The sequence below is a fragment of the Streptomyces rimosus genome (assembly GCF_008704655.1).
GTDB lineage: Bacteria > Actinomycetota > Actinomycetes > Streptomycetales > Streptomycetaceae > Streptomyces > Streptomyces rimosus.
Genome location: NZ_CP023688.1, coordinates 2,316,112 through 2,327,818 on the forward strand (window position 1 = coordinate 2,316,112; position 11,707 = coordinate 2,327,818).

Sequence of the window (11,707 nt, forward strand, 5' to 3'; positions counted from 1 at the left end):
GAGGTACCGAGCCCGTGGAACCCTTCACCGAGCACACCGGCACGGCGGTGGCCGTGCGCCGCGACGACATCGACACCGACCAGATCCTGCCCGCGGAGTTCTGCAAGCGGGTGGTCAAGTCCGGTTACGCGGACGCGCTGTTCAAGCGCTGGCGGGAGCGGGGCGACTGCGTCATCGACCGGCCCGAACACCGTGGCGCGACGATCCTGCTGGCCGGCAAGGACTTCGGCATCGGCAGCTCCCGCGAGCACGCCGTCTGGGCCCTGCGCGACGGCGGCTTCCTGGCCGTGGTGGCCACCGGCTTCGGCGACATCTTCCGGCGCAACGCGCTGAACAACGGGCTGATCCCGGTCGATCTGCCGGCGCCGGTGGTCGAGGAGCTGATGGACCGGGTGGAGGACGATCCCGGCTTCCGGATCACCGTGGACCTGCGGGCCTGCCGGCTGCGCTGGGCGGATGGCAGAGCGGACTTCGTGGTCGACGACCGGGCGCGCCGGATGCTGCTGGAGGGCAAGGACGCCATCGAGCAGACCCTGCTGCGGCAGGACGCCATCGCCGCGTACGAGGCGCGCCGCGCGCCCTGGATGCCGGCCGTGCCGCGGGGCGCGTTCGACGCCGCGTCCGCGACGGTGGCCCCGTGATGGCCGCCGCCGTCCAGGGCGCGCGCGAGGTGCTCGGGGCCGCGCGGGTGCGGCAGTTGCCCGGCGGCGGCCTGGCCGGGCTGCTGCGCGACGGCGTACCGCCCGGCACGGTGAACCTCGCGGTGGGCACGCCCGCCTTCCCCGACACGCCCCCGGAGCTGGTGGACGCGGCCTGTGCGGCGCTGCGCGCGGGCGTGCACCAGTACCAGGACCCGGCCGGTGTCCCGGCCCTGCGCGAGCGGATCGCCGCCGGGCTGCCGGCGGCCCCCGACCCGGACACCGAGATCACCGTGACGGTGGGCGGCAGCGAGGGCCTGTGCGTGGCCCTGCTGGCGGCCGTCGATCCCGGTGACGAGGTGATCGTGCTGGAGCCGTGCTACGAGAACTTCCTCAGCGCGGTGGCGCTGGCGGGCGGCCGGGTGCGCCCCGTACCGCTGCGGGCACCGGACTGGAGCCTGGACCCGGCGGAGCTGGCCGCCGCGATGGGCCCGCGGACCCGGGCGATCATCCTCAACAGCCCCAGCAACCCCACCGGGCAGTTGCTCGGCCACCAGGACCTCGCGGTGATCGCCGAGTTGTGCGAACGGTGGGACGTCACGGTCGTCTCCGACGAGGTGTACGCCGACTACGTCTACGACGGGCGGCAGCACTGCTCGGCGGCCGAGGTGCCGGGTCTGGCCGAGCGCTCCATCGTCGTGGGCAGCTTCTCCAAGAGCCATGCGATCAGCGGCTGGCGGCTGGGCTTCCTGCGGGCCCCGGCGCGGTGGACGGAGCTGCTGCGCCAGATCCACGTCGCCACGACGGCCGGCGCCCCCGCCGCCTTCCAGCACGCCGCGGCCGCCGTCGACCTGCACGGCCCCGGCCGGCAGCAGCGGTCGGCGGCCATGGCCGCACGGCGCGACAGCGCGGTGGCGCTGCTGCGCGACGCCGGTTTCCACTGCGCCGCACCCGCCGGCGGCTGTTACGTCCTGGCGGGCATCGACGGCCTGACCGACGAGCCGAGCCCGGCCTTCGTCCGCACCCTGCTCCAGGAGGCCGGGGTGCTGCTGGCCCCCGCCACCTCGTTCTTCGCCGACCCGCGGCGCGGTGAGCGGCAGGTACGGGTGGCGTTCAACCGGCCGGCCGAGACCCTCGACACCGCCCGGCGGCGCCTGCTCGCCCGTACGCGCGCCGGCCTCCCGCACCGCATTCAGGAAGGTGAACGAACGTGACAAGCACGATGGATCTGGTGACCGGGCCCCGGCACGGCGGCCTGGTGCTCGGTATCGAGGCCGGCTCCCCGGGGGCCGCGCTGACCGAGGTGGGGGCGCGGCACGGCGAGCGCATCCGCGAGGGTGTGATCGAGCACGGCGCCGCCCTGCTCAGCGGGTTCTCCTGGGCCGACTGGCCGGAGCTGGACGCCTTCGTCAACAGCGTCGTCGGCAGACCGCTGGACTACACCGAGCGCTCGTCACCGCGTACGGAGCTGCACCCCGGGGTGTTCACCGCCACCGACCACCCGCCGACCGAGGAGATCTTCCTCCACACCGAGCAGTCCTACAACCTCAACGTCCCGCGCCATCTGTTCTTCTTCTGCCGCCGGGGGGCGCCCGAGGGCGGGGCCAACACGCTCGCCGACTGCCGGGCCCTGTACGACGCGCTGCCGCGCACCATCGCCGACCGCTTCGACGAGGAGGGCTACCTGCTGGTGCGCAACTTCCTCCCGGGGCTCGGCCTGTCCTGGCAGGACGCGTTCGGTACGAAGGACCGTGCGGAGGTGCAGGCGTACTGCGACGCCAACGCCATCGAGGCCGAGTGGGTCGACGAGGACCATCTGCGCACCCGGCAGCGGCGCTGGGCGGTGGCCACGCACCCGGTGACCGGCCGGCGCTCGTGGTTCAACCACATGACGTTCTTCCACGCGCGCACGCTGCGCCCCGAGGTGGGCGAGTTCCTGCTGGAGGAGTACGGCCCCTGGGGCATGCCGACCAACACCTTCCACGCGGACGGTTCGCAGATCCCCGACGAGGTGGTGGCCGGTCTCCAGCAGGCGTACCGGGACCACGCGATCGAGGTGACCGCCCGTACCGGCGAGGTGCTGATCGTGGACAACCTCGCGGTGGCGCACGGCAGGCTGCCGTTCGTACCGCCCCGTGAGCTGTTCGTGAGCATGTCGGACGCGCTGCCGTGGTCGGCGCTGCGTCCGGTGGAGCGGACCTCCGCCCCCGCGGGCGGGGTCGCGGCGCCGGCCGGATGAGCACCGGCGCGGACCTGGCCGCCGCGCGTCCGGCCCCGCCGCCCCGCCCGCTCTCCCGCAACCGGGAGTACAACCTGCTGTGGAGCGCCAACATGGTCTCCCAGCTGGGCGCCCAGGGCACGTTGATCGCCTACCCGATGCTGGTCCTGGCGCTGGGCGGCTCGGCCCTCCAGGCGTCGCTGGTGGAGTTCGCCATCGGTACTTCGCGAGCGCTGGCCGCGGTGCCGGCCGGGGCCCTTGCGGACCGCTGGAACCGTAAGACGGTGCTGCTGGCCGCCGAGCTGGGCCGGGCGGTGGCCCTCGGGCTGCTCGCCCTGACGGTCGCGTTCGGGTCGGGCGGCTTCGGGGCGATCCTGGCCGTGGCGGTGGTCGAGGGAGTGTGTACGGCGCTGTTCACCACCACCGACCAGGCACTGCTGCCCGGTGTGGTGCCGCGCTCGCAGCTGGGCACGGCGGTGGCCCGCAACACCGCCCGCTACCACCTCGCCACGGTGGTCGGTCCGGGCCTCGGCGGCGTCCTGTACGGGGTGCAGCGGCTGCTGCCGTTCGTGGCCCAGTCGGTGGCCTCGCTGCTGTCCTTCGTGACGCTGCTGTTCCTGCGGGTGCCGCCGCGGCCGTCCGGCGAGCCGGAGGCGCGCGAGGGAATGGCGGGCGCGATGCGCTCGGGGCTGCGGTGGCTGGCCGCCAACCGGCCGGTGCGCACCACGGTGCTGGTCGCCACGGTCTTCAACCTGGCCTTCAGCGGGATGCTGCTGGTGGTCGTGGTGATGGCGCAGCAGGCCGGGCGCCCGGCCGGTGAGATCGGCGCGATCGGCGCGCTGCTCGGGGCCGGCGGGGTGGTGGGCGCGGTCCTGGCGCCCCGGCTGCGGCACCTGCTCACGCCGTACGCCGCCCTGATGCTGCTGACGTGGGGCGCGGCGGCGCTGGTGCCGCTGCTGGCGGTGGTGCCGCTGGGGTACGCGAGCGGGCTGGTGCTGGCGGGTGTCGCCCTGCTGGCGCCCACCGCGAGCGCGATCGTGACGACGTACCAGATGCTCGTCACGCCCGACCGGATGCGCGGGCGGCTGGCCGGGGTGATCGGCATCTCCATGAGCGCGGCCTCCGCGCTGGGGCCGCTGATCGGCGGTGTGCTGCTGGAGACGGCGGGCGGCACGGCCACCGTCCTGGTGTGCACGGCGGTGTTCGGGGTCCTCGCGCTGGTGGTGTCCTGCGCGCCGGCCGTACGGACCTTCCCGCGGCCGAAGGAGCTGGAGGCGGCCGAGTAGGCCCGGTGTGCGGCGGGGACCGGTCCGTTGCGGACCGGCCCCCGCAGGCGTTCATGCCCGCAGGTACGTCAGGACCGCCAGCACGCGCCGGTGGCCGCTGGCGGAGGTGGGCAGGTCGAGCTTGGTGAAGATGCTGCCGATGTGCTTGTTGACCGAACTCTCGGCGATGAACAGGGACTTCGCGATCACCGGGTTGCTCTGTCCCTCGGCCATCAGCGCCAGCACCTCGCGCTCGCGCTGGGTGAGGGTGCTCAGGGGGTCGTCGCCGGCCCGGCGGATCATCAGCTGGGAGATCACCTCCGGGTCCATGGCGGTGCCGCCGGCCGCGATCCGGTCCAGCGCCTCCAGGAACTCCTCGGTGTTGCCCACCCGGTCCTTGAGCAGGTAGCCGACGCCCGAGGCGCTCTGGGCGAGCAGTTCGCCCGCGTACGCCCGTTCCACGTACTGCGACAGGACCAGGACGGGGAGTTCGGGGATCTGGCGGCGGGCCTCCACCACCGCGCGCAGGCCCTCGTCACGGAAGGACGGGGGCAGCCGGACGTCCACCACGGCGGCGTCGGGGCGGTGTTCGAGCAGGGCGGGCAGCAGGTCGGTGCCGTTGTCGACGGTGGCGCAGATCTCGTGGCCCTCGTCCGCCAGCAACAGGACCAGCCCCTCCCGGAGCAGCGCGTTGTCTTCGGCGATCAGGATCCGCATGGAATCTCCACTCTGAGTACGGTCGGGCCCCCGGGCGGGCTGACCAGTTCTGTCGTGCCGTCGAAGGCCGCGACCCGGCGGCGTACGCCCATGATTCCGCTGCCCGCGTGCTCCGAGGCGCCGCCGCGGCCGTTGTCCTCCACGTGGATGGAGATGCTGCGGTCGCTGATCCGCAGCCGTACCAGGGCGCTGTCCGCGCCGCTGTGCTTGGCGACGTTGGTCAGCGCTTCGGAGACGACGAAGTACGCGGCAGCCTCCACGGCGGCGGGGGCGCGGGGCGCGGTCGCCGCGTCGTCCTCGATGTCGATCGAGGTGGGCACCTCGTTCAGCGCGGTCAGCGCCCGTACGGCGTCGATCAGGCCGCGGTCGATCAGGACCGGCGGGTAGATGCCGCGGACCAGCTGGCGCAGCGACTCCAGGGCCTGCTGGGCGAGTTGCTGGGTGGCGTCGACCATCTCGGGGACCTGTTCGGGCCGTGCCTTGAGGGCCCTTTTGATCATGCCCAGGCGCAGCGACACCGCGACGATCCCGGCCTGCGCCCCGTCGTGCAGGTCCCGTTCGATACGGCGCAGCTCCGCGTCGTGCGCGTCCAGCGCCTCGGCGCGGGTGACGGACAGCTCCTGCACCCGCTGCTCCAGCGGGACCCGCGCCCGGGTGACCAGGACCTTACGGGAGCCCAGCGCGTGCACCCGGGCCAGCGCCACGACGATCGCGGCGGCCACCGCCGCGTAGACCACCCCGACGAACATGGCGCCGATCGCCTTCGGCCAGGAGTCGACGGTGATGACGATGACGGCGTCCCGCTCGCGCGGCGCGAGGCGCCACCACAGCGGCGCGGAGAGCCAGTTGACGGCGCCCCCGCAGGCGCTGATGGCGGTGACGCACAGGGTGGTGCCCAGGATGCTGTGGGCGAGCAGCCAGACGATGTCCTTGCGCACGGCCGGATCGCGCAGCGACAGCTTCGGGCGGCGGGTTTCGCCGTCCACCCCGCGGTAGTACGTGACGACGTCGGCGCCCAGGACGCGGGAGACCCGGCGGCGGTGGAATTCGGCCACCCGGCGCAGCAGCCGCAGGACGATCGGCAGCAGCAGGAAGCCGGTGCCCACCAGGCACAGGGCGAGGGTCACGAGGAGCAGGTAGAAGAGGCCGAGGCCGGCCAGGCCGGTGCCCAGACAGAGCACGACGTAGCCGATGGCTTGCGGGAAGCGGCCGAACAGCCGGCGCGAGAGCTCCCGCGCGGGCATCCGTCGCAGTGTCGTGAACAGCGGTAAGGACATGACCGAGTGAACCCCCCGACGCAACGGCGCGATCACGGTACCACCGGCGGTGACGCCCGAACCGGGCCTCGGGGCCCTCCCGGAGCGCCGGTCCGGGGGCCTGCCACAGGCCGCAGGGGCACTTATCTGCACCTTTGAAGCTCCAGTTCACGTGGTGGTCCCCCGGGTGGCCGGAGATCTAGCGTGCTGGAGCGGAAAGACCGAAGACGGACTGCGCAGCGAGGGGTCGGACGTGAGCAGAAGGGACCGGGCGGCACGGGGCGCGACGGAGGCGGCGCCGCCTCCGCGGCCGGACGAGGCCACGCCCTTGGGCAACGGAGACGGCCGGCGGGCGGGCGAAGGACCGGTGGTCAGCCTCAGCGGCGTCCGCAAGACCTACGGCAGGGGCGCCGGCGCGGTGCACGCGCTGCGCGATCTGTCCCTCGACTTCACCCGGGGCTCCTTCACCGCGGTGATGGGCCCCTCGGGCGCGGGCAAGAGCACCTTCCTGCACTGCGCGGCGGGCCTGGACCGGCCGGACGCCGGGACGGTGGTACTGGGCGGCACGGACCTCGCGAGCCTGAACGAGGTCGAGCTGACCATGCTGCGCCGGGAGCGCGTCGGCTTCGTCTTCCAGGCGTACAACCTGATGTCGGCGCTGACCGTGGCGGACAACATCACGCTGCCGCTGATGCTGGCGGACCGCCGGCCCGACCCCGCCTGGCTGGACCGCGTGGTGGCGCAGGTGGGGCTGAGCGACCGGCTCGGACACCGGCCGTCGGAGCTGTCCGGCGGCCAGCAGCAGCGGGTGGCCATCGCCCGCGCCCTGGCGCCCCGCCCCGAGGTGGTCTTCGCCGACGAGCCCACGGGCGCGCTGGACACCCGTACCGCCAAGCAGGTGCTGCAACTCCTGCGCGACGTGGTCGACTCGACCGGGCAGACGGTGGTCATGGTGACCCACGACCCGGTCGCCGCGTCCTACGCGCACCGCGTGGTCTTCCTCGCGGACGGCCGGTACGCGGAGGAGATGACGCGGGCGACGCCGGAGCTGATCGCCGAGCGGATGACCCGGCTGGGAGAGTGGTGATCCCGTGTTCGCCCTCGTGCTGAAGACGGTCAAGGAGCGCAAGAGCGGCTTCGTGGGCGCGTTCGTCGCGCTCCTCGGGGCGTCCATGCTGATCACCGCCTTCGGCATCATCCTCCAGTCGGGCATCGACTCCGGTGTCCCGGCGCAGCGCTACAGCGACGCCGCGGTGGTGGTGGCGGGCAAGCAGGAGTTCTCGGTCACCGAGGGCAAGAGCACCAAGACGAAGGCGCTGGACGACGCCGTCGGGGTGCCGCGCTCGCTGGTGGCCAAGGTCGCGGCGGTGCCGGGGGTCCGGCAGGCCGTGGCCGATCTGCGCTTTCCCACCCAGCTGGTGGACAGGGACGGCGGTGTGCTCAAGGGCGAGGACGGCGAGGGGGCGCTGGGCACATCCTGGCCCGGCTCCGTCCTCGGTCCGTTCCACCTGGTGGGCGGGCGGGGCGCGGAGCGGCCCGGCGAAGTGGTGCTGGAGAAGTCGCTCGCCGAGCGGGCCGGGGTCAAGGCCGGCGGCACCGTACGGCTGGCGACCACGCAGGCCGCCGCGCACTACACGGTGGCCGGTGTGGTGGAGTACCGCGGCCCCGGTGACGGCCTGCGCACCCCGCCGGTGTTCTTCTCCGAGGCGCAGGCACGGCAGTTGTACGGCCGGGACGACCAGGTCTCGGCGATCGGCGTGCTCGCCAAGGACGGCACCGATCCGGAGGAGCTGGCGGAGCGGATCGAGGGCAAGCTCGGCGGCACCCCGGCGGACCTCTACACCGGGGACGCGCTGAGCAGCGTGGAGAACCCGGACGTGGCCTCGGCGCGGGGCAGTCTGAAGGAGCTGGCCGGTTCGCTGGGCGGCACGGTCATCCTGATCACCCTGATGGTGGTGAGCAGTACGCTCGCGCTCGGCGTCCACCAGCGGCGGCGCGAACTGGCGCTGCTGCGCGCGGTGGGGGCGACGCCCAAGCAGATCCACAAGATGATCGCCGGTGAGGCGCTGGTGATCTCCCTGCTGGCGTCGGTCATCGGCTGTCTGCCGGGGGCACTGGCGGCCGGGGTGCTGCGCGGGGCGCTGTCGGTGATCGGCGTGGTGCCGGACGACTTCGCGTTCTCCTACGGGCCGGTGCCGATGATCGCGGCGGTGGCCATCGGGGTGGCGACCGCGCAGATCGCGGGGTTCGCGGTGGCCCGCAAGGTGGTGGCCATCCGCCCGGTGGAGGCGCTGAGCCAGTCCCGTACGGAGGAGCCGACGCTCGGCAGGGCGCGGGTCACCTTCGGTGTCATCCTGCTCGTGCTGGGGCTCGCGGCCTCGATGCTCCCGCTGTTCTTCGGCAGCATCTTCGCCGTGGCGGGGGCGGGCAGCGGCGGCCTCATCATGGTCATCGCGATCCTGATGCTGGCGCCGCCGGTGGTCGGACGGGCGACCCGGCTGCTGGCCCGGCCCTTCCAACGGCGGTTCGGCACGCTGGGCTATCTGGCGGTGGCCAACACCCGTGCCAACGCCCGGCGGCTGGCGGCCGGCATCGGCCCGCTGATCCTGGCGATCGGCTTCGCCTCCGTCCAGCTGTTCATCCCCACCACGACCAACGAGGCCGCCAAGGACCAGGCCGCGGCGGGCGTGGTGGCCGACTACACGCTCGGCAGCGATCTCGGCGGGGTGCCCGTGACCGCCGCCGGGGACATCGCGCGGCTGCCCGGAGTCTCGGCGGCGGCCGGGGTGGTGCGCACCAAGCTGTTCGCGTCCCGGAAGCTGCTGGACTCACCCGAAGTCTTCGACTACGAGGCGCAGGGCGTGACGCCCGGGAAGCTGGACCAGCTCTTCGACCTGAAGGTGGACAAGGGCGACCTGAACGGCCTGGGCGCGTCGCCGGACACGGTCGCCCTGAGCAGCGGCGCTGCGAGCACCCTCGGGGCCGGTGTGGGCGACCGGGTGCGGCTGCACCTGCCGGACGGCGCGCAGCAGGAGTCCAAGGTCGTCGCCGTCTACCGGCGGGGGCTGGGCTTCGGGGACGTGACGCTGCCGCACGACACGGTGATCAAGCACAGTTCCAAGCGGCTGGACGACTCGGTCCTGGCACGGCTGGCACCGGACGCGGACCGGGACAAGGTCGCCGACGGGCTGTCCAAGCTGGCCGCGCGCTATCCGGGACTGAAGGTCGCCGACGACGAGGGCGTGGCGCAGGAGAAGAGCGCGATGGCGGGGCTGGTCGGCAGCGCGCTGCCGCTGGTACTGGTCTTCGGCTACATCGCGGTGGCGGTGGCCAACACCCTGGTGATGACGACGCTGAGCCGCATCAGGGAGTTCGCACTGCTGCGGCTGGTCGGCGCGACGCCGGACCAGGTGATGCGGATGATGCGCACGGAGACCCTGATGGTCATCCTGATCGCCGTAGTGGTCGGCACGGTCGTCCCGCTGCTGCCGCTGATAACGGTAAGCGTCGGCCTGACCTCCTCCCCCGTGCCCTACATCCCGCCGCTGCTGTACCTGGGCATCGTCGCAGCCACGGCGGCCCTGGCCGCAGCGGCAGTCCTGCTGCCGACCAAGCTCGCCCTGCGCTCGCGCCCCGCCGACGCCATCGGGATGCGCGAATAGCCCACCGCCCGTGCGCATTCCGGCCGGCGGTCCCCAACGGGGCTGTCGGCCGGCCCGTTTGCCCGGGGCCCGGACCCGCCCGGTCGGGTGCGGAGGCCCTGATGGTCATCCCGATCGCCGTGCGGTCGGCACGGCCGTACCGCTGCTGCCGCTGATAACGGTAAGCGCCGGCCTGGCCTCCTCCCCCGTCCCCTACATGCCGCCACTGCGCGAATAGCCCACGCCCGTGCGCACGACGGCCGGCGGTCCCGACGAGGCCGCCGGCCGGCCCGATTGTCAGGGCCCGAACCCACCCGGTCGGGCACGGAGACCCTGATGGTCATCCCGATCGCCGTGCGGTCGGCACGGCCGTACCGCTGGTGACCGTGGGCCTCGGACTCACCTCTGGCCGGTCCGTTTGCCGGGGCCCGGGCCCGCCCGGTTCGGCAACCTGCGTTATTTGCCTGCCGCTTAACGTCCCTACCTGGCCCAACTCCCCGGTGTTAGCCTGCTTTCACCAACGAGCTCGTATCGAAGAGCCTTCACTTTCCCGGGACTTTCGAAGCCGCGGACCGTCTGCCGCGCCTTTCCGGATTCCGGGCTCACTGCCTACTGCCTTCTGGGGGATGTGCCGTGGATGCACGACGGCTGGGCGAAATGCTCGGTGAACTGGCGCACCGCCATCGGATATCCGCGGTGCAGTGCGCATTACGGGGACCTGGTGGTACTTCCGTGGCGCGGGCCGGTGAATTCTTCGCGGGCGAAGGCAGTACGGCGGAATCCGTAACGCTGCCCTTCGCCTCGGTCACCAAGCTGTTCACCGCCACCGTCGCCATGCAGCTGGTGACCGACGGCGACCTCGATCTCGACGAGCCGGTGCGCGACCGCCTGTCTTCCTGGGCCGACGCGGCCTCCGGCGTGACGTTGCGGCATCTGCTGAGCCACTGCTCCGGGCTGGTCTGCGACGCGCCGGGCGAGCCCGGTTCGGCCGCGCGGGCCGCGACGGCCACCGCCGCCGCCGGGCTGCTCTTCCCGCCCGGCAGCGCCTTCTCTTACTCCAACGCCGGGTTCACCGTGGTGGGCCGCCTGATCGAGACGGCGACCGGGATGTCCTGGCGGCAGGCCGTGACCGACTTCCTGCTGGGGCCGCTGGACATCGCGCCCGCGTTCCTCGGCGGCGCCGTCCGCGGCGGCCACGTCGTCACGCGGAACGGGACGGTGCCGATCGCGCCGGCCGTGCCCCGGGCGGCGGAGCCCGCCGCCGCGCTGGCCGGCCGGGTCGAGGACCTGGCCGCCTTCGGCGGTCTTTTCCTGGACGACCGCGACGGCGCCTCGCGCGCCCTGCTGGACGACGAGGCCGTGGCCGCCATGCGGCAGCCGCCGTTCGACGCCGCGCCGTTCGGACTGGCCGACGCCTGGGGCCTGGGCTGGGCCCTGTACGGGGCGGGGCCCGGCCGGTGGCTGGGGCTGGACGCGGCCGGTGCGGGCACCGCCTGTCACGTACGGGTGCATCCGGCGAGCGGCACCGTGCTTGCCTTCCAGGCCGATTCCGCCGCCGGTGCCGCGGCGTGGGGCGACCTGGTGACGCTGCTGCGCGGCGAGGGGCCGGCGGTCGGCATGCCGCCGGCCGGGGCGGCGGCCCCGAGCACGGCGACCGGCGGCGACCGTGCGCTGCCCGACTGCACCGGCCGGTGGGTCAACGGCGAAACGGTCTACCGGATTTCCCGTACCGCTTCCGGCACCGCGGTGCTGGAGGACGACGACGGAACCGAGTACCACCTCTCCGGTCACGGCGTCCGGGTGTTCTCCGCCCGGCCCGCCGAAAAGCCGGACACGGAACACCTGGGGCGTTTTCTTACCGACCCGGAATCCGGGCGGGCCACCCTCATGCAATTCGCCGGCCGCTTGATGCGACGCGCCGCCTGATCCGGACCGGCGCACCGCGGCCCGGCCGGGCATTTCACCGGCCGGG

At 73.3% G+C, this 11,707-nt stretch carries 9 protein-coding genes; 7 read left to right on the plus strand and 2 right to left on the minus strand.

Annotated elements, in window-relative coordinates; genetic code table 11:
• The first annotated feature begins 14 nt into the window (after positions 1–14).
• From leuD to CP984_RS09530, 4 genes are read left to right on the plus strand one after another with little or no spacing between them, the layout of a single operon-like run.
• On the plus strand, positions 15–641 hold the full coding sequence (gene leuD, locus CP984_RS09515; RefSeq protein WP_003985446.1) for a 3-isopropylmalate dehydratase small subunit: 627 nt from the start codon (positions 15–17) through the stop codon (positions 639–641).
• Positions 641–1,852, plus strand: a complete 1,212-nt coding sequence (locus CP984_RS09520) for a pyridoxal phosphate-dependent aminotransferase (protein WP_003985447.1) — start codon at positions 641–643, stop codon at positions 1,850–1,852. Before leuD ends, CP984_RS09520 begins: the two co-directional genes overlap by 1 nt.
• The gene (locus tag CP984_RS09525; RefSeq protein WP_125521791.1) at positions 1,849–2,877 is read left to right on the plus strand and encodes a TauD/TfdA family dioxygenase; all 1,029 of its coding nucleotides are present in this window, start codon (positions 1,849–1,851) and stop codon (positions 2,875–2,877) included. Before CP984_RS09520 ends, CP984_RS09525 begins: the two co-directional genes overlap by 4 nt.
• Positions 2,874–4,142 (plus strand): MFS transporter, encoded by a 1,269-nt coding sequence (locus CP984_RS09530; protein WP_043977082.1) that lies wholly within the window; start codon positions 2,874–2,876, stop codon positions 4,140–4,142. The genes CP984_RS09525 and CP984_RS09530 overlap by 4 nt, the downstream gene beginning before the upstream one ends.
• Before the next feature lie 51 nt (positions 4,143–4,193).
• On the opposite strand, the gene CP984_RS09535 is transcribed toward CP984_RS09530, so the two are convergent.
• Together CP984_RS09535 and CP984_RS09540 are read right to left on the minus strand one after the other, a co-directional pair.
• Positions 4,194–4,838 (minus strand): LuxR C-terminal-related transcriptional regulator, encoded by a 645-nt coding sequence (locus CP984_RS09535; RefSeq protein WP_003985450.1) that lies wholly within the window; start codon positions 4,836–4,838, stop codon positions 4,194–4,196.
• The gene (locus CP984_RS09540) at positions 4,826–6,082 is read right to left on the minus strand and encodes a sensor histidine kinase (RefSeq protein WP_003985451.1); all 1,257 of its coding nucleotides are present in this window, start codon (positions 6,080–6,082) and stop codon (positions 4,826–4,828) included. Before CP984_RS09540 ends, CP984_RS09535 begins: the two co-directional genes overlap by 13 nt.
• A 340-nt stretch (positions 6,083–6,422) precedes the next feature.
• On the opposite strand from CP984_RS09540, the gene CP984_RS09545 reads away from it, so the two are divergent.
• From CP984_RS09545 to CP984_RS09555, 3 genes are all read left to right on the plus strand, one after another.
• Positions 6,423–7,181 (plus strand): ABC transporter ATP-binding protein, encoded by a 759-nt coding sequence (locus tag CP984_RS09545; RefSeq protein WP_003985452.1) that lies wholly within the window; start codon positions 6,423–6,425, stop codon positions 7,179–7,181.
• Between the two features lie 4 nt (positions 7,182–7,185).
• Positions 7,186–9,756, plus strand: coding sequence for an ABC transporter permease (locus CP984_RS09550; RefSeq protein ID WP_003985453.1), 2,571 nt, complete (start codon positions 7,186–7,188; stop codon positions 9,754–9,756).
• Positions 9,757–10,368: 612 nt separating this feature from the next.
• The gene (locus tag CP984_RS09555) at positions 10,369–11,661 is read left to right on the plus strand and encodes a serine hydrolase domain-containing protein (RefSeq protein ID WP_129820893.1); all 1,293 of its coding nucleotides are present in this window, start codon (positions 10,369–10,371) and stop codon (positions 11,659–11,661) included.
• Positions 11,662–11,707: the final 46 nt, after the last annotated feature.

Coding starts and splice junctions, on each gene's coding strand:
- CP984_RS09520 (WP_003985447.1), top strand. CDS start 641: ATGGCCGCCGCCGTCCAGGGCGCGCGCGAGGTGCTCGGGGCCGCGCGG.
- CP984_RS09530 (WP_043977082.1), top strand. CDS start 2,874: ATGAGCACCGGCGCGGACCTGGCCGCCGCGCGTCCGGCCCCGCCGCCC.
- CP984_RS09535 (WP_003985450.1), bottom strand. CDS start 4,838: ATGCGGATCCTGATCGCCGAAGACAACGCGCTGCTCCGGGAGGGGCTG.
- CP984_RS09540 (WP_003985451.1), bottom strand. CDS start 6,082: ATGCCCGCGCGGGAGCTCTCGCGCCGGCTGTTCGGCCGCTTCCCGCAA.